The organism is Massilia sp. DJPM01, from assembly GCF_030348125.1.
GTDB lineage: Bacteria > Pseudomonadota > Gammaproteobacteria > Burkholderiales > Burkholderiaceae_D > Telluria_A > Telluria_A frigida.
This window is the reverse complement of the sequence record NZ_JAQOZV010000064.1, coordinates 19,290-37,441: the sequence shown is the minus strand read 5'-3', so window position 1 is coordinate 37,441 and position 18,152 is coordinate 19,290. Positions and strand designations below refer to the sequence as shown.

The following is an 18,152-nucleotide window of genomic DNA, read 5'->3' as shown; positions in this document are numbered from 1 at the left end:
CACACGCACTCGCAATCCTTGCACCACGCCGGACGCAGATTGACCCACAGCAGATCGGCATCGGCGATTTGCTTGTCCAGCGGCGCCGCGCCCACGTAATAGTACGCCTCACGAAATTTGAAATCGAATCGTTCATGACAGCTGCTGCAAACATAGCAATCGGGGAGCATGCGAGGCCTTCGGGCGGATGCGGTGGCGAGCCATTATCCGCCTTGTTACCGGCGCCAACAAGCGGGCCGGCTTACCACACCCGGTACACCTGCCCCGTCTGCGCCCCCTCCACGCTGCGGCTGTACGCCAGCGCCACGCGGCTGGCCGGCACCGCCTCGAATCCGTAAAAATACGGGCCATACGCATCGAGCGATTCTTCCAGCACCGTCGGGCTGATGGCATTGATACGCAAGCCGCGCGGCAGCTCGATGGCGGCGCCACGCACAAACCCCTCCACGGCGTTATTGACCATGCTGGCCGAGGCGCCAAACCGGATCGGGTGCTCGGCCACGATCCCGCTGATCAGGGTAATCGATCCGCCGTCATTCAAAAACGCCGGCGCCACCTGCGCCACATTCACCTGCCCCATCAATTTGCTGGCAATGCCGACCTGAAACTGCTCCGGTCCCAGCTCGGCCAGCGGTCCGAAATGCACGGCGCCGGCGGCCACCACCACGGCGTCGACCTTGCCGGTTTGCTCGAACAGATGCCGCACCTGGGCGATGTCGCGGATATCGGCGCGCACGTCGCCGCTGTTGGCACCCACGGTCACGATCTCGTGGCGCACGGCCAGATGGGAAGAAACTGCCTTGCCGATGGTGCCGCTGGCGCCGATCACGATGATTTTCATAGCTACTTCCTATAAGTTGAGAAACGAAGAATTCGAGCCATCAGTATCTTCCCGTTAGCAATCGAGATAAATACGCTAACATGACGGATATTACTCACTCATAATTCGGAATCAATGGACAAGCTGCGCAGCATGGAGATTTTCACGGCGGTGGTGGACGATGGCAGCTTCACCGCCGCCGCCGCGCGCTTCGATATGTCGGCCGTGATGGTCGGCAAGCACATCCGCTTCCTGGAAGAGCGCCTGGGCGCGCGCCTGCTCGCGCGCACCACGCGGCGCCAGAGCCTGACCGAAATCGGCGAACAGTATGTGGAGCAGTGCCGCAGCATCCTGGCGCAGGTGCGCGCCGCCGAATCGGGCGCGGAAGCGATGCGGCTCGCCCCGCGCGGGCGCCTGCGCATCAGCGCGCCCGTCACCTTCGGCAGCGAGTCGCTCTCGCCGCTGCTGCCACGCTACCTGGCGCAGCATCCGGAAGTAAGTCTCGATCTGGAGTTGAACGACCGCCTGGTCGACGTGGCCGACGATGGCTATGACGCCGCCATCCGCATCGGCGACCTGGATGATTCGGGCATGATCGCGCGCCGCCTGCGCCCTTACCGCATGCTGATCTGCGCCTCGCCCGGTTACCTCGCGCGCCATGGCGAACCGCGCGTGCCGGCCGACCTGGCGCAGCACGAGTGCCTGGACTTCATGCACTGGAAAAAACTGGTGCGCTGGCGCCTGGGGGACGATGACGGCGGCGCACCGGCGCGCGCCAGCCGGTTCCGGTCCAATAATGGACAGGCGCTGAAACAGGCGGCGCTGGCGGGCTTCGGGATTGTGATGCAGGCGGAGGTAATGCTGGAGCAGGAAGTGGCCGCCGGACGGCTGGTGTCGCTGCTGGAGGCGCATATTCCGGCGCCGCGCACGATGCACATCATGTATCCGCGCGACCGCCAGGCCACGCCGAAACTGACTACGTTCGTCGATTTTCTGCTGGGGCACTTCGGCCCGCTGTAGTGCGGCGAGCGCACTACAGCGGGTAAGCCTTAACGCGAGGCCTGGGCGATGGTCGCCTCGGCTGCTTGCTGGGACCAGCCGCCGCCGAGCGAACGCGCCACCGCCACGCTGGCCAGCAGGCGCTGGGTGCGGATTTGCGCGGCTGCGCGGTCGGCATTGAGTGAGCTGCGCTGGGCATCGGTCACGTCCAGGTAGGTCGACAGGCCACGCTCGTAGCGCGCCTGCGCCACCAGGTAAGCGCGTGCGGCGGCCTGCTGCGACTGGGCCTGCACTTCGCCCTGGCGCTGGCGCTGCTGCACGTCCGACAGCGCATCTTCCACTTCGCGCAAGGCCGTCAGCAGCTTCGTTTCATGATTGGCGCGCGCCTCGGCGTAGCGTGCCTGCGACATCGCCAGATTGGCTTTGTTGCGGCCACCATCGAAGATCGGCAGCGACAAGGCCAGCGGGCCGATGGAAAACTGGCGCGCGCCGCTATTGGTCAGATTGCTCAGGCTTTCGGAAGCAAAACCGAAATTGCCGGTCAGGGTTAGCGAGGGATAGAACGCGCCTTCCGACACCGCCACCTGCGCATTGGCCGCACGCAGGGCCGCCACGCTCGACGCCAGGTCCGGCCGCTGCGACAGCAGGCTGGCCGGCAGGCCGACCGGAATGGCCGGCGGCGCCGGCAAGTCCACCTTGGCGGCGGCGGCGATCAGCGGCGACGACGGCGACACGCCCACCAGGGTGGCCAGGCTGTGTTCGAGCAGGTTGCGCTGACGCTGCACTTCGTGCAGGTCCGCTTCGGCGTTGGCACGCTCGACGCGGGCACGCGACACATCGAGTTCGTTGGTCAGGCCCGCATCGAAGCGCGCTTCGACCAGCTGCTGCGATTCGCCGCGCGTCGCCAGTGCGTTTTTAAGGATCGCCATTTCGGCATCCATGCCGCGCAGCTGCCAGTAAGTGCTGGCCACTTGCGCCGACAGCAGCAAGATCACGCCATCGCGGTCGTCCTGGGCGGCCAGGGCCTGGGCGTCGGCCGCTTCCACCACGCGCTTGACGCGGCCCCACAGGTCCAGCTCATACGAGAGCGAACCGCCGATGAAATAGTTATTCCCTTCGATCGAGCGGTGCCCCAGGGCCAGGCCCTGCGAGGTCTCGGCCGAACTGCGCGCATTGCTCACCGAGGTGCTCAGGTTCACGCTCGGCGACAGCGCCGCGCGCAGGTTGCCCATTTGCGCCTGCGCTTGCAGCAATCGCTGCGCGGACGCTTTCACGCCCGGGTTGTCGCGCACGGCGCGCTGCTCAAGGTCGTTCAGGGTGGCGTCGCCGAACACGGTCCACCAGCTCGCCGGCAGGCGCGCCGCGGCCAGGTTATCGGCGCCGGCGTGACGCCAGGCCGGGCCGGCCGAGGCGACAGGTTCGACGAAATCGGTGCCGATGGTGGCACAGCCGGACAGCGCCAGCAGCGCGCACAGGATCAGTGGCTTCAAGGTGATTCTCCCTACTTTAATGAGCGCCCGCGCCGGGACCGGACGGGGCTTTGACGTTGTCGGCGAACAGCAGCGCGCCGACGCAAGCGAACAGGAATACGGCCATGATGACAAAGCCATCGTTATAGGCCATGACATAGGCTTCGCGCCGCACCACGCGGTCGATCACCGACAGCGCCTGGTTGGCGGCGGTGGCGGGATCGATGCCGCTGGCGACAAACGCCTGGGTCAGCTGGTCCAGGCGTTGCTGGACCGGGGCCGACATGGCGGTGACCGACTGGCCGATGATCGCCGAGTGGAAGTGCTCGCGGTTGGTGAGCGTGGTGGCCAGCATGGCGATGCCGATCGAGCCGCCCAGGTTACGCGTCATGTTGAACAGGCTCGATGCCGACGAAGTATCGGCCGGGGCGATTTTATGCATCGCGAAGCTCGACAAGGTCAGCATGATGAAAGGCTGGCCCAGGGCGCGCACGACCTGAGACCAGAACAGCTGGTCGTACCCGGTGCTCGCATCCATGTGCGAATTCATCAGGCACGAAATTCCAAACAGGGTCAGGCCGATCGAGCACAGGATGCGGTTGTCGACCTTGGACGACAGCGCGGCGGCAAACGGCATGATGAACAGTTGCGGCAGGCCGGCCCACATGATGACTTCACCGATCTGCATCGGGGTGTAGCCGGCGATCTGGCCCAGGTACAGCGGCAGCAGGAACGAGGAACCGTACAGACCCATGCCGATCACCGCCGACAGAATGGTGGCGACGATGAAGTTGCGCTGGCCGTACAGGCGCAGGTTCACGAACGGATCGGGGCGCGTCAGGCTGGTGGCGGCCCACCCCACCAGGCCAATCAGCGACAGGGCCGCGAACAGGATGATGAAGTTGGAATCGAACCAGTCCTTCGAATTGCCCTCTTCGAGGAAGATGGTCAGGCAGCCAAGGCCCATGGCCATCATGGCGATGCCGAGCCAGTCGGCCTTGACCAGCAGGCGCAGGTCGCTGGGGCTGCGGTCCAGGCCCCACCAGATGCCGCCGATCAGCAGCAGTCCGGGCACCCAGTTGATATAGAAGATCGATGGCCAGCCGTAGATTTCGGACAGGAAGCCGCCCAGGGTCGGGCCCATGGCCGGCGCCAGGGTCGCGGTCAAGCCGAAAATGGCCATGCCGATCGAACGGCGCGAGGCCGGCAGCTTGGCCATGACCAGGGTCATCGCCATGGGAATCAGGGCGCCGCCGGTAAAGCCCTGCAGCGCGCGGAATACGATCATGCTTTCCAGGTTCCAGGCGGTGCCGCACAGGGTCGAGAACACCAGGAACAGCGCGGTGGTGCCCATCATGTACGTGCGCATGCCGAACACGCGCGCCAGCAGCGCGGTCATCGGGATGACGACGATTTCGGCGCACAGGTAGGCGGTGGAAATCCACGAACCCTCTTCCTGGGTGGCCGAGAGGGTGCCCAGGATGTCCCTGAGCGAGGCATTGGTGATCTGGATGTCCAGGATCGCCATGAAGGCGCCCAGCATGCCGGCGGCGACGGCGATCCAGGTGCGCAGGTCGACCTTTTCGGAGATCGGCGGCGCTGCCGCCATTGCCCCGGCGGTCATGGTGTTGGTCGGGCTGCTCATGAAATATGCTTAGTGGGCTGCGGGGGCGGCGGCTGGGGCAGTCGCGGTCTTGGTGGCGGGGACGGCTTGATCGAGTTCGACTTCGGCCAGTGCCGACATGCCCGGCACCAGGCGGCCTTGCAGGGCCTTGACGTCTTCGGCACGCAATACGATCTTGACCGGCACGCGCTGGACGATCTTGGTGAAGTTTCCGGTGGCGTTATCGGCCGGCAGCAGCGCGAACTGGTTGCCCGACGCCGGCGAGAAGCTGTCGATGCGGCCGACCAGCGGATGCTTCGGCATGGCGTCGATCACCACATGGACCGACTGGCCGGGCTGAAGGCCGGCCAACTGGGTTTCCTTGAAATTGGCGGTAATCCAGACGTCGTCCTGCACGATGGCGGCGAGCTGCTGGCCTGGCTGGACGCGCGCGCCCACTTCCACGCTGCGGCGGCCCAGGCGGCCGTCGACCGGCGCGACGATGCGGTTGTAGGCCAGCTGCTGCTGGGCGTCCTTCAACTGGGTTTGCAGGACCTTGATCTGGGCCTTGACGACATCGCGCGCGGCGCCGGCGGCGGTGATCTGGGCCTGGGCCGCGACCACGGTGCCGCGCCGTGCCGACACGTCGGCCACGGCACCGGCGCGGCCGGCGTTGGCGGCATCGAGTTCGGCTTTCGAGACGGCTTTCATCTGCGAGGTGTACAACTGGCCGAAACGCTCGGCATCCTGCTTGGCGCGCAGCAGCTGCGCTTCCGATTGCAGCACCTGGGCCGAGGCGGCGGCAGCCTGCGCGCGCACCTGTTCGACTTGGGCGTCGGCCTGCAGCACCTGCTGCTGGGCGCTGGCGATCTGCGCCTGGATCTGTTCGACCTTGACGCGCTGGTCGGCCGGATCGAGTTCGGCGATCACGTCGCCGGCCTTGACGCTCTGGTTGTCTTCCACCAGCACCTTGGTCACCACGCCGGCAATGCGGGCCGATACCGGGTGCACGTGGCCGGATACATAGGCGTTCTCGGTTTCGACGAAATGGGTGCTGCGGTACCACATGCGGCCACCGCCGCCGATCGCCAGCAGGGCGATCAAGGCCAGAATGCCGCGCACGCGCCAGTTGGGCGGGGTCGAGGCGGGCGCCTGGACGGGTGGAACGGCGGCGAGGGCTTGTGGCTCGGCCTTGGCTTGTGCTTGCGACATGGTACTGCTCCGATAATGAAATGGGGTAGGGTCATTATTCACTAAGCATTTCGCCAAGTCAAGAAATGAAACGGTTGCATTTCATTTTCGTTTGAATTAGAGTAGCGGCATGATGACAGCCATCCCTGCCCCACCTTTACCGGCCGCCAAATCGGCGGGCCGGCCGCGCACTTGCGAACTCGAAGCGCGCCACAACAATCTGATCGAGACCGCCGGCCAGTTGATGCTCAAGCATGGCTATGGCAAGGTCAGCCTGGAAACCATTGCGCGCGAAGCCCACGTGGCGGTGCGTACGATTTACGTCAAGTTCGGCGGCAAGGCGGGCTTGTTCCAGGCGGTGCTGATGGCCAACCGCAGCCGCTTTTTTACCGCCAGCGAGGTGGAGCGCGACATGCGTCCGCTCAAGCAGGTCGTCTCCGAATTCAGCCTGCAGTTTTTCGACATGATCAGCGCGCCGGAAGCGTTAAGCATGCAGCGCATGGTGATCGCGGAAGCAGCGTCGAATCCGGAATTGTCGGCATCGTTTTACGAAGCCGGTCCGCGCCAGACGCGCGAGATGCTGATGCGTTATTTCGCACGGCCGGATATCCGGGTCCAGCTGCGCGAGGATCTGGCGCTGGAATTGATTCCGACGTTTTTGCTGAACTGCGTGCAGGGCGAATACTTCGGGCGGTTTTTGTTTCAACCGGCGCCGCAGGCACGCGAAGATGTGGTGAAGGCACTGGAGCAGCGCCTGGATCTGTTTTATCGCAGCGTTCTGCAAGCGCCTTGAGCGCTGCGTGTGCCAGGGAGAATGTGCGTCATCGCACCGAAGTGGTGCATCATTTCTGGCAAAGTTGAATCTTTCAAGGAGGATGTATGAGCAAGTCTGCTCGCTACGAATGGCATGACCAGCAAGCGTCACTGAATGAACGGATGAAGGGTTTTCTGGAAAACCCGAATATGGAACAACTCGAAGCGGTGGTCGCGGAGATGCACGCGTATGCGGCTGCCGCGCGCTCGGGGAATATTGAGATTCCTGCGCGGTGGGTGAGTTTTCACTAAGAGATATCGCTAAACCAAAAACCGTCGTTCCCGACAAAAAAAGCCCCGTTGACGCATAGCGTGAACGGGGCTTTTTCTATTCCTGCTCTTACTTCCTGCGCACCGGAGGCAAGTCCGTGCACACGCCTTCATACACTTCCGCCGCCATGCCGATCGATTCGCCCAGCGTTGGATGCGGGTGAATCGTCTTGCCGATATCGACGCCATCGGCACCCATCTCGATCGCCAGCGCGATTTCACCGATCATGTCGCCCGCATGCGTGCCGACGATGCCGCCACCGACAATCCGGTGCGTCTCGGCGTCGAACAGCAGCTTGGTGAAGCCCTCGTCGCGGCCATTGGCAACCGCGCGGCCGCTCGCGGCCCACGGGAAGTGCCCCTTCTCCAGCTTGATGCCCTTGGCTTTCGCCTCGTCTTCGGTAATGCCGACCCATGCCACTTCCGGATCGGTATAGGCCACCGACGGGATCACCTTGACGTCGAAGAAGGCCTTCTCGCCATGCGCCGCTTCGGCAGCAACGTGCGCTTCATGCACCGCCTTGTGCGCCAGCATCGGCTGGCCCACCAGGTCGCCGATGGCGAAGATATGCGGCACGTTGGTGCGCATCTGCGCATCGACCGGAATGAAACCGCGGTCGGTAACCGTCACGCCAGCCTTGTCGGCGGCGATCTTGCCGCCGTTCGGGCTGCGGCCGACGGCAACCAGTACCATGTCGTAGATCTGCGGCTCGGGTGCGGTCACGCCGGCTTCCGCCGCTTCAAACGAGACCTTGATGCCCTCTTCCAGCGCTTCCACGGCCACCGTCCTGGTCTTGGTCATGACCTTGTCGAAGCGCTTCTCGTTGAACTTCTGCCAGACCTTGACCATGTCGCGGTCGGCGCCCTGCATCAGGCCATCGAGCATTTCGACGACATCGATGCGCGCACCGAGGGTCGAGTAGACGGTGGCCATTTCCAGGCCGATGATGCCGCCGCCGATGACCAGCATGCGTTTCGGGATCTGGCGCAGTTCCAGCGCGCCGGTCGAATCGACGATGCGCGGATCTTTCGGCACGAACGGCAGGTTGACGACAGCCGATCCGGCGGCGATGATCGCCTTCTGGAACTGGACTACCTTCTTGCTGCCGTCGGCGGCGGTCACTTCAATGTGGTTGGCGCTGACGAACTGGCCGACGCCCTGCACCACATTGACCTTGCGCATCTTGGCCATGCCGGCCAGGCCCGTGGTCATCTTGGTGATGACCTTGTCCTTGTAGGCGCGCAGCTGGTCGATGTCGACTTCCGGCTTGGCGAAGCTGATGCCGTGCTTGGACATGGCTTGCGTTTCATCGATCACGGCAGCCACGTGCAGCAGCGCTTTCGATGGAATACAGCCCACGTTCAGGCACACGCCGCCGAGCGACGCGTAGCGCTCGATCAGCACCGTGTTCATGCCCAAATCGGCCGAACGGAACGCGGCCGAATAGCCACCCGGACCTGCGCCCAGCACCATCATCTCGCATTCGATGTCGACCTTGCCGTCGTACTTGGCCATGGCCGGCGCAGGGGCAGCGGCGACTGCTGCCGCAGGCGCGGACGCCTGCGATTCTGCCCGGTCGGCCCGGTCGGACGCTGCCGGTACGACTGCTGCGGGAGCGGGAGCGGCAGCGGCAGGAGCCGCCGCTGCGCCACCGGCTTCGTCCAGCACCAGCAGCATCGAGCCTTCGGCGATCTTGTCGCCCACCTTGACCTTGATTTCCTTGACCACGCCGGCGTGGCTGGCCGGGATTTCCATGCTGGCCTTGTCGGATTCGACAGTGATCAGGGACTGGTCGACCTTGATCGTGTCGCCCACCTTGATCATCACTTCAATGACTTCAACTTCCTTGAAGTCGCCGATATTCGGTACTTTTACCTCGATTGTGCTCATCGCTGTGTCGTCCTTATAACAAGGTCTTGCGCAGATCGGCAATGACTTCGGCCAGATATGCGGTGAAGCGCGCGGCCATGGCACCGTCGATCACGCGGTGGTCGTAGGACAGCGACAGCGGCAGCATCAGGCGTGGCTGGAATGCCGCGCCGTCCCACACCGGCTTCATGGACGACTTGGACAGGCCAAGGATCGCCACTTCCGGTGCGTTGATGATCGGCGTGAAGGCCGTGCCGCCAATGCCGCCAAGCGACGAGATGGTGAAGGTCGCGCCCTGCATGTTGGCGGGACTGAGCTTGCCGTCGCGCGCCTGGGCCGACAGCTCGCCCATTTCGACGGCGATCTGCGAGATCGATTTCTTGTCGGCGTCCTTGATGACCGGGACCATCAGGCCGTTCGGGGTGTCGGCCGCGAAGCCGATGTTGTAGTACTGCTTGAGAATCAGGTTGGCGCCGGTGGCGTCGATCGATGCGTTGAACGCCGGGTATTTCTTGAGCGCGGCGACGCTGGCCTTGATCACGAAAGCGAGCATGGTCAGCTTGACGGTCGACTTGGACTTGGCCAGCGCGGCGTTCGAGTCGACGCGGAACTGTTCGAGGTCGGTTACGTCGGATTCGTCGAACTGCGTCACGTGCGGGATCATCACCCAGTTGCGGTGCAGGTTCGGGCCGCTGATTTTCTTGATGCGCGACAGCGGCAACAGTTCGGTCGGGCCGAATTTGCTGAAGTCGAGCGATGGCCATGGCAGCAGGTCGAGACCCACGCCGGAGCCGCCGCCGGACGCCTTGCTGCCGTTGCCAGGCGACTCGCTCGCGAGCACGCCCTTGACGAAGTTCTGCACGTCTTGCTGGGTGATGCGGCCTTTCGGTCCGCTGCCGGCGACGCGCAGCAGGTCGACGCCGAGTTCGCGCGCGAACTTGCGGATCGATGGCGAGGCGTGGGCCTTGGCGTTCGATTGGGCTGGTGCGGCTGCGGCGGCTGGTGCAGGGGCTGCGACCGGTGCCGGAGCTGCGGCTGGTGCGGCGGCAGGTGCCGGAGCGGCTGTTTGCGCTGCTGCTGGTGCTGCTGCGGCGGCGGCAGGTGCGGCTGCCGGTGCGGTAGCCGCGTCATCGCTTTCGAGAATCAGCAGCAGCGCGCCTTCGGCGACCTTGTCACCGACTTTGATCTTGAGTTCCTTGACCACGCCTGCGTGGCTGGACGGGATCTCCATGCTGGCCTTGTCGGATTCGACCGTGATCAGCGACTGGTCGACCTTGATGGTGTCGCCCGGCTTGACCATCAGTTCGATGACTTCGACTTCCTTGAAGTCGCCGATGTCCGGGACTTTGACTTCCACAATGCTCATAGCGTTTACTCCGTTCTTATTCGTTTAGTCGCATCACCTCGCTCCCGCGCCGGCAGGAGCCCATACCACGCCGATGCGGCGAAGGTGCTATGGGCTCCCGCCTGCGCGGGAGCGACGAGACCGTGGCAAAGTTACTGGGTCACCGGATTCGGCTTATCAGGATTGATGCCGTACTTGGCAATCGCCTCAGCCACCACCGAAGTGGCAATCACGCCTTCGTCGGCCAGCGATTTGAGCGCCGCCACCACGATGTAGTAACGGTTCACCTCAAAGAACTCGCGCAGCTTGACGCGGCTGTCGGAACGGCCGAAACCATCGGTACCGAGCACTTTGTAGGTGCGGCCCTTCGGCATGAACGCGCGGATCTGTTCAGCGAACAGGCGCATGTAGTCGGTCGTGGCGATGATCGGACCGCTGGTCTTTTCCATCAGCTGCGTGACATACGGCAGGCGTGGCGCCTCAAGCGGGTGGACCATGCTCCAGCGCTCCGCATCCTGGCCGTCACGGGCGATCAGCGTCAGCGACGGCGCCGACCACACATCGGCCGCAATGCCGAAGTCCTTTTGCAGCAGTTCGGCCGCAAAGATCGATTCGCGCAAAATGGTACCCGAACCAATCAGCTGCACGCGCTGGGCGGCAGAGGCGTTGCCCGCTTGCAAGAGGTACATGCCTTTCAGGATGCCCGCTTCCGTGCCAGGCGTGAGGCCAGGCTGCTCGTAGTTCTCGTTCATCAGCGTGATGTAGTAGAACACGTCTTCCTGTTCCGCCACCATGCGGCGCAGGCCGTCCTGGACGATGACCGCGACTTCGTGTGCGAAGGTCGGATCGTACGGCAGGCAGTTAGGAATGGTCGCCGCCATCACGTGGCTGTGGCCATCTTCGTGCTGCAAGCCTTCGCCGTTCAAGGTCGTGCGGCCGGCGGTGCCGCCCATCAGGAAGCCGCGTGCGCGCATGTCGCCCGCCGCCCACGCCAGGTCGCCGATGCGCTGCATGCCGAACATCGAGTAGAAGGTGTAGAACGGGATCATGATCCGGTTGTTGGTCGAGTACGAGGTCGCCGCGGCGATCCACGAGCTCATGCCGCCCGCTTCGTTGATGCCTTCCTGCAGAATCTGGCCGGCCTTGTCTTCGCGGTAGTACATGACCTGGTCTTTATCAACCGGCTCGTACAACTGGCCCTGCTGATTGAAGATGCCGATCTGGCGGAACAGCCCTTCCATGCCGAAGGTACGCGATTCGTCGACCAGGATCGGCACGATACGCTGGCCCAGGTTCGGGTCGCGCAGCAGGGTCGAAATGATACGGACAAAACTTTGCGTGGTCGAGATCTCGCGGCCTTCAGCGGTCGCGTCCAGGACGTTCTGGAACGCCGACAGCGCAGGCACCGGCAGCGATTCGGCCGCTTGCGGACGGCGCTGCGGCAGGTAGCCGCCCAGCAGTTCGCGGCGCTTGTGCAGGTAGACCATTTCCGGCGCATCGTCGGCCGGCTTGAAGAACGGGATCTCGGCCAGCTTGTCGTCCGGGATCGGGATCGCAAAGCGGTCGCGCATTTCGCGGATCGCTTCGTCGTCGAGCTTCTTGGTCTGGTGCGCGGTGTTGCGCGCTTCGCCGGACTTGCCCATGCCGAAGCCCTTGACGGTTTTCACCAGCAGGACGGTCGGGGTACCCTTGTTTTCTTGCGCGATCTTGAAGGCGGCGTAGATCTTGTGCGGATCGTGGCCACCACGGGTCAGGCGCCAGATATCGTCGTCGGTCATGTTGGCGACCATTTCCAGCAGCTTCGGATGCTTGCCGAAGAAGTTCTTGCGCACGTAGGCGCCGTCCTTGGCCTTGTAGTTCTGGTATTCGCCGTCGACGGTTTCCATCATCACGCGCTGCAGGATGCCTTCCTTGTCCTTGGCCAGCAGGGCGTCCCAGCCCGGGCCCCAGATGACCTTGACCACGTTCCAGCCGGCGCCGCGGAAGTCCGCTTCGAGTTCCTGGATGATCTTGCCGTTGCCGCGCACAGGGCCGTCAAGGCGCTGCAGGTTGCAGTTGACGACCATCACCAGGTTGTCGAGGCGCTCGCGCGCGGCCATGCCGATCGCGCCCATCGATTCCGGCTCGTCCATCTCGCCGTCGCCGCAGAACACCCAGACCTTGCGGTTGGAGGTGTCGGCGATCGAGCGCGCGTGCAGGTACTTCAGGAAGCGCGCCTGGTAGATCGCCATCAGCGGGCCCAGGCCCATCGAGACGGTCGGGAACTGCCAGAAGGTCGGCATCAGTTTCGGGTGCGGATACGAGGACAGGCCCTTGCCGTCGACTTCGCGGCGGAAATTGAGCATCTGGTCTTCCGACAGGCGCCCTTCCAGGAAGGCGCGCGCGTAGATGCCAGGCGAGGAGTGGCCTTGCAGGTACAGCAGGTCGCCGCCATGGTCGGCGGTCGGGGCACGCCAGAAGTGATTGAAGCCGATGCCGAGCATGTTCGCCAGCGAGGCGAAGCTCGAAATGTGGCCACCCAGGTCGCCGTCGGCGCGGTTGGCCTTGACTACCATCGCCATCGCGTTCCAGCGCATCCACGAGCGCAGGCGCTCTTCGTACTCCAGGTTACCGGGGCAGTGTTCTTCAAGGTGGGTGGGAATGGTGTTGACGTAGGCGGTGTTGCTGGAAAACGGGATGTGGGCGCCGCGGCGGCGGGCCAGGTCGACCATGCGTTCCATCAGGTAGTGGGCGCGGTCGGTGCCTTCATTTTCAATGACGGCTTCGAGCGCGTCGAGCCACTCCTTGGTTTCGAGCGTGTCGGGATCGTTGGCGGCTGCTGCCGTCAACTGGTCGAGTTGAGCTGACATTGATGCGTCTCCTTTGTTAGTGCCCTACCCGATCGAGATCAACGGCGGACGTTTTGCTGATTATTTACCAATACCCAAATTTAGTGGAGCAATTCTAACAGTAGTTTTCCGCTTTTTCAAATTGCGATATATCGTTTCATATTGTGAAATATGACTTGACGTGAACGTAAAGTTCATCTTTCTTTCAATGCAATAGTATGGGGAGTTCCAGGGATTTGGGGCACGCGATAGCAGCAGGGGCTTTATAATCTCGCCTTTCTCCCCCACTCTTCCCTCCGGCTAAAAATCATGTCCGCTCAACTGATCGATGGTGTTCTCCTCTCCCAACAATTACGCGCAGAAATCAAGCAGCGCGCCGGTGTCCTGACCGCCAAAGGCAAGCAGCCTGGGTTGGCGGTAATCCTGGTGGGGGAAGATCCGGCCAGCCACGTGTATGTGCGCAACAAGGTCAAGGCGTGCGCGGACGTGGGCTTTCATTCGATCCTGGAAAAGTACGATGCCGACCTGACCGAAGCCGCCTTGCTGGACCGCATCGCCAGCCTGAATGCCGATCCGGCCATCCACGGCATCCTGGTGCAGATGCCGCTGCCGAAGCACATCAACCCGAACAAGGTCATCGAGGCGATCTCGACCACCAAAGACGTGGACGGCTACTCGGTGCTCAGCGCCGGCGAACTGATGACCGGCCTGCCGGGTTTCCGCCCGTGCACCCCGTACGGCTGCATGAAACTGATCGAAAGCACCGGCTACGACCTGCGCGGCAAGCATGCGGTCGTCATCGGCCGCAGCAACACGGTCGGCAAGCCAATGGCCCTGCTGCTCTTGCAAGCCAACGCTACCGTTACCATATGCCATAGTGCGACCCCGGACCTGGCTTACCACACGCGCCAGGCCGACGTGGTCGTGGCCGCCGTGGGACGCCGCAACACGCTCACCGTCGACATGGTCAAACCCGGTGCGATCGTGATCGATGTGGGCATGAACCGCGACGATAACGGCAAACTGTGTGGCGATGTCGATACCGCAGCGGTGCGCGAAGTGGCTTCGCACATCACTCCCGTGCCGGGCGGCGTGGGACCGATGACGATTACCATGCTGCTGATGAACACGGTCGAAGCGGCCGAGCGCGGCTGAACCCGCAGCTTGCCGACGCGCCTGACAATTTAATTGAAAACGACATGAGGAAAACACGATGACGACCGATACCAGCAATCCCCTGCTCGATTTCAGCGACCTGCCACGTTTTAACGACATCAAGCCGGAGCACGTGACGCCGGCCATCGACCAGCTGATCGCGCATGCGAGCGCGGTCGTGGCCGAGCTCGAAGCGCCCGCCGACAACGTGACGTGGGACAACTTTGTCATCCCGCTCGAAGAAGCGACCGAACAGCTGGGCCGCGCCTGGGGCGTGGTCAGCCACCTCAATAATGTGATGGACACGCCCGAACTGCGCGCCACCTACAACGATAACCAGCCGAAAGTGACCGAATTCTGGACCGCGCTGGCCCAGAACGAAGCCCTGTTCGCCAAATACAAGGCGATCCACGCCAGCGGCGCCTTTGACAGCCTGTCGCCGGCGCGCAAGCGCATCGTCGAAAACGCCCTGCGCGACTTCCGCCTGGGCGGCGCCGAACTGCCCGAGTCGAAAAAAGAGCGCTTCGCGTCCATCCAGGAACAGCACGCCAGCATCTCGACCCGTTTTTCGGAAAACGTGCTCGACGCCACCAACGACTACAAGCTGATGGTCGAGGCCGAGGCCGACCTGGCCGGCCTCCCCGACGATGTCAAGCAGGCCGCGCGCGCCGCCGCCGAGAAGGATGGCAAGGCCGGCTGGCAGTTCACGCTGCACTTCCCGTCTTACTTCCCGATCCTGCAATTTGCCGACAAGCGCGAACTGCGCGAAACGATCTACCGCGCCAGCGCCACCAAGGCGTCGGAACTGGGCACCGTGTTCAGCGAGCTCGAAAAATGGGATAACAGCGGCAATATCGCCAGTTTGCTGACATTGCGCGATGAAGAAGCCAAGTTGCTCGACTATCGCAATTTCGCCGAAGTCTCGCTGGTGCCCAAGATGGCCCAGAGTCCCGAGCACGTGATCGAATTCCTGGAAGACCTGGCACGCCGCGCGCGTCCGTTCGCCGAGCAAGACCTGGCCGAACTGCGCGCCTTCGCCAAGGACGAGCTGGGCATCGACCAGGTCGAAGCCTGGGACCTGGCTTACGCGTCGGAAAAACTGCGCGAGCGCCGCTATGCCTTCTCGGCCCAGGAAGTGAAGGAATACTTCCCCGAGCCACAAGTCGTCGATGGCCTGTTCCGCCTGGTGCAAAGCCTGTTCTCGGTCGAGATCAAGCCCGACACGGCCGCCGTCTGGCATCCGGACGTGCGCTTTTTCCGCATCGAGCGCGAGGGCACCCTGGTCGGCCAGTTCTACCTCGACCTGTATGCGCGCAGCGGCAAGGGCGGCGGCGCCTGGATGGACGACGCCCGCGGACGCCGCCTGCATACCGGCGGCACCGTGCAAACGCCGGTGGCCTACCTGACCTGCAACTTCACGCCGCCGGCCACGGTCGACGGCCAGTTGCAGCCCTCGCTGTTCACGCACGACGAAGTGACCACCCTGTTCCACGAATTTGGCCACGGTTTGCATCATATGCTGACCCAGGTCGATGAAATTGCCGTCTCCGGCATTTCCGGCGTGGAGTGGGATGCGGTCGAGCTGCCATCGCAATTCATGGAAAACTTTTGCTGGGAATGGGAGGTGCTGCAGCACATGACCGCCCACGTGAAAACGGGCGAGCCGCTGCCGCGCCCACTGTACGACAAGATGCTGGCCGCCAAGAACTTCCAGTCCGGCCTGCAAACCCTGCGCCAGGTGGAGTTTTCGCTGGTCGACATGCACCTGCACTACGATTTCGATCCGGCCAGCGCGCAAACCGTGCAGGAATTGATCAACGACGTGCGCCAGAAATTTTCGGTCATGATGCCGCCTGCATTTAACCGTTTCCAACACTCTTTCGGACATATTTTTGCCGGAGGGTACGCCGCCGGTTACTATAGCTACAAGTGGGCTGAAGTATTATCTGCCGACGCTTACGCCGCCTTTGAAGAAGCGGTCGAGGCGGGCGGCGGAGCCCTGTCCGAAGAAACCGGTAAACGCTTCCAGCAAGAGATACTGGCCGTCGGCGGTTCGCGCCCCGCGCTCGAATCGTTCAAGGCCTTCCGCGGCCGCGAGCCCAGTATCGATGCGCTGTTGCGCCACAGCGGCATGCAGTCCTGAAAGACCGTGCCAGCAGGAGAATTGTAATGACAGCAACAAAAATGATGACTGGCACGATGATGGCACTGCTGCTGTGCGCGGGCGGCGCCAGTGCACAGCAGATGTACAAATGGGTCGATGCGTCGGGCAAGGTCACCTTCAGCGACCAGCCGCCGCCGGCCAACACCAAGCCGGTGGAAATCAAGGCTGGCGCCGGCGGCGCGGCCAGCGTGCCGCTGCCGTATGCGCTGGCGCAGGCCGTGCGCTCGCAGCCGGTGGTGCTCTACACGCGCGCCAAGTGCGATTTTTGCGACCAGGCCCGCACCTTCCTGAAAGAGCGCGGCGTTCCGTTTGCCGAGAAAACCGTGCAAACCCAGGCCGACGAAGCCAAGCTCAAGGAAGCTGGCAGCGATGGCCGCCTGCCGTTCATCAAGATTGGCCGCGCCAAGTCGACCGGTTTTGAAGCCGGCGCATGGAATACCATGCTGACCGAGGCGTCCTATCCGGAAAAGAAAATCCTGCCGCCAACGTACCAGTTCCCAAAACCGACCCCGGCAGCACCACCGGAACCGGTGCTGCCGAAAGTCGATGAAAAGACCAAGGCAGCCCAGGATTCCGAACGTCCGCCGCAGCCGCAGGAAAAGACTTCCCCGCCCGGCTTCGTGTTCTGAGCACGCCGATGACGCGCATCGATTTCCATACCAACATCCCGGACAAGCTGAGCTACGCCTGCCGGCTGGCGCGCAAGGCCTATGCCAGCCGCGCCAAAGTGGTGCTGCTGGCCGAGGATGCGGCGCAGGCGGCGGCGCTGGACGCGGCCCTGTGGACCTTGTCGGAAACCGATTTCCTGCCGCATGTGATGGCCGGCGACCCGCTGGCCGCGCACACGCCCATCATCATCACCGACCGGGACGATGCCGAGCTGCCGCATTACGACATGCTGGTGAACCTGACGCGGGCCACGCCGGCCCAGCTCGGGCGTTTCCAGCGCGTGTTTGAAATCATTTCCACCGATGACAGCGACGCTGCCGCCGGGCGCAAGCGCTACGTCGCCTACAAGCAGCAATCCTATCCATTGACCCACTTCGTCGCAGGCCAGTCATGACCCAGGCTCGTCCGTTCGACCCGAATATTCCCGTGCTGACGGAACTGTTTTCCGACCAGGGCGAGGCGCAAGCCGATCCTGGCGCGCAAGCGGCGGCGCAAGAACCCCTGCTGGCGGACTGGAGCGATCCGGAATGGGCGGCGCTCGAACGCCGCCTGTCCGGGCGCATCCTCCAGCAAATCCAGGGAAGAGTCGACTTCGTGCTCGAACAGCGCCTGCGCGACAGCCTGGAACAGGTACTCCAGCATGCCGTGGCCGGACTGGCGGCCGAGCTGCGCATCGGCCTGCAAGACACCATCGAGAGCATCGTGGTGCGTGCGGTCGCCCAGGAACTGAGCCATCTGCAGAGCCAGCAGTAGCGTCGCCCCCGGCCTGCCCTCCCGGGCAGGGCCTTTCATTTGCTTACAAAACAGCGGCAATCCGGCGCACACCGGCGTGCACGCAACGCCTGCACGCGCGTTTAGGGTGAGATGCCATCATTTGTTGCTTAAATTTTGACAATCGGCTTTGCGAAGCATTTAAATTGTTGTACCTTTTGCCCTACACAAAATTTTCGAAACGG

Annotated in this window: 15 protein-coding genes; 8 read left to right on the top strand and 7 right to left on the bottom strand. The window is 63.2% G+C overall.

All coding sequences use genetic code 11. The annotated features are described in order from the left end of the window. Positions 1 to 241: 241 nt before the first annotated feature. A complete protein-coding gene (locus tag PO883_RS29090) occupies positions 242 to 841 on the bottom strand; it encodes a short chain dehydrogenase (protein WP_289312866.1) in 600 nt (199 codons plus the stop codon). Between the two features lie 114 nt (positions 842 to 955). Here PO883_RS29090 and PO883_RS29085 point away from each other — a divergent pair, with 114 nt between their 5' ends. Then, positions 956 to 1,840 (top strand): LysR family transcriptional regulator, encoded by an 885-nt coding sequence (locus PO883_RS29085; RefSeq protein ID WP_289312865.1) that lies wholly within the window; start codon positions 956 to 958, stop codon positions 1,838 to 1,840. A 29-nt stretch (positions 1,841 to 1,869) separates the two neighbouring features. Here PO883_RS29085 and PO883_RS29080 read toward each other — a convergent pair whose 3' ends face one another. From PO883_RS29080 to PO883_RS29070, 3 genes are read right to left on the bottom strand one after another with little or no spacing between them, the layout of a single operon-like run. Then, on the bottom strand, positions 1,870 to 3,309 hold the full coding sequence (locus PO883_RS29080) for an efflux transporter outer membrane subunit (protein ID WP_289312864.1): 1,440 nt from the start codon (positions 3,307 to 3,309) through the stop codon (positions 1,870 to 1,872). A gap of 16 nt (positions 3,310 to 3,325) precedes the next feature. Next, positions 3,326 to 4,933 carry a DHA2 family efflux MFS transporter permease subunit gene (locus PO883_RS29075; RefSeq protein WP_289312863.1) on the bottom strand — a complete coding sequence of 536 codons (1,608 nt, stop codon included), beginning with the start codon at positions 4,931 to 4,933 and terminating at the stop codon, positions 3,326 to 3,328. 9 nt (positions 4,934 to 4,942) lie between these two features. Further along, complete coding sequence (locus PO883_RS29070; RefSeq protein ID WP_167085885.1) at positions 4,943 to 6,103, bottom strand: HlyD family secretion protein; 1,161 nt, start codon at positions 6,101 to 6,103, stop codon at positions 4,943 to 4,945. A 109-nt stretch (positions 6,104 to 6,212) separates the two neighbouring features. Here PO883_RS29070 and PO883_RS29065 point away from each other — a divergent pair, with 109 nt between their 5' ends. Together PO883_RS29065 and PO883_RS29060 are read left to right on the top strand one after the other, a co-directional pair. After that, entirely contained in the window at positions 6,213 to 6,875 is a 663-nt protein-coding gene (locus PO883_RS29065) for a TetR/AcrR family transcriptional regulator (protein ID WP_289312862.1), read from the top strand. 86 nt (positions 6,876 to 6,961) lie between these two features. Continuing rightward, on the top strand, positions 6,962 to 7,147 hold the full coding sequence (locus PO883_RS29060; RefSeq protein WP_099875462.1) for a hypothetical protein: 186 nt from the start codon (positions 6,962 to 6,964) through the stop codon (positions 7,145 to 7,147). A gap of 88 nt (positions 7,148 to 7,235) precedes the next feature. Here the strand turns inward: PO883_RS29060 and lpdA are convergent, their stop codons facing one another. From lpdA to aceE, 3 genes are all read right to left on the bottom strand, one after another. Continuing rightward, positions 7,236 to 9,056, bottom strand: coding sequence for a dihydrolipoyl dehydrogenase (gene lpdA / locus PO883_RS29055; RefSeq protein WP_289312861.1), 1,821 nt, complete (start codon positions 9,054 to 9,056; stop codon positions 7,236 to 7,238). A 13-nt stretch (positions 9,057 to 9,069) separates the two neighbouring features. Further along, a complete protein-coding gene (gene aceF / locus PO883_RS29050) occupies positions 9,070 to 10,401 on the bottom strand; it encodes a dihydrolipoyllysine-residue acetyltransferase (RefSeq protein WP_289312860.1) in 1,332 nt (443 codons plus the stop codon). Positions 10,402 to 10,532: 131 nt separating this feature from the next. Further along, complete coding sequence (aceE, locus tag PO883_RS29045; RefSeq protein ID WP_289312859.1) at positions 10,533 to 13,229, bottom strand: pyruvate dehydrogenase (acetyl-transferring), homodimeric type; 2,697 nt, start codon at positions 13,227 to 13,229, stop codon at positions 10,533 to 10,535. 288 nt (positions 13,230 to 13,517) lie between these two features. On the opposite strand from aceE, the gene folD reads away from it, so the two are divergent. The 5 genes from folD to PO883_RS29020 are packed head-to-tail and all read left to right on the top strand — an operon-like array spanning position 13,518 to position 17,949. Continuing rightward, complete coding sequence (gene folD / locus PO883_RS29040; protein ID WP_289312858.1) at positions 13,518 to 14,363, top strand: bifunctional methylenetetrahydrofolate dehydrogenase/methenyltetrahydrofolate cyclohydrolase FolD; 846 nt, start codon at positions 13,518 to 13,520, stop codon at positions 14,361 to 14,363. Between the two features lie 58 nt (positions 14,364 to 14,421). Further along, on the top strand, positions 14,422 to 16,506 hold the full coding sequence (locus PO883_RS29035) for a M3 family metallopeptidase (RefSeq protein ID WP_289312857.1): 2,085 nt from the start codon (positions 14,422 to 14,424) through the stop codon (positions 16,504 to 16,506). Between the two features lie 26 nt (positions 16,507 to 16,532). Further along, positions 16,533 to 17,156 (top strand): glutaredoxin family protein, encoded by a 624-nt coding sequence (locus tag PO883_RS29030; protein WP_167085879.1) that lies wholly within the window; start codon positions 16,533 to 16,535, stop codon positions 17,154 to 17,156. 8 nt (positions 17,157 to 17,164) lie between these two features. Further along, a complete protein-coding gene (locus tag PO883_RS29025) occupies positions 17,165 to 17,590 on the top strand; it encodes a DNA polymerase III subunit chi (protein WP_167085878.1) in 426 nt (141 codons plus the stop codon). Then, on the top strand, positions 17,587 to 17,949 hold the full coding sequence (locus PO883_RS29020; RefSeq protein ID WP_167085877.1) for a hypothetical protein: 363 nt from the start codon (positions 17,587 to 17,589) through the stop codon (positions 17,947 to 17,949). The genes PO883_RS29025 and PO883_RS29020 overlap by 4 nt, the downstream gene beginning before the upstream one ends. Positions 17,950 to 18,152: the final 203 nt, after the last annotated feature.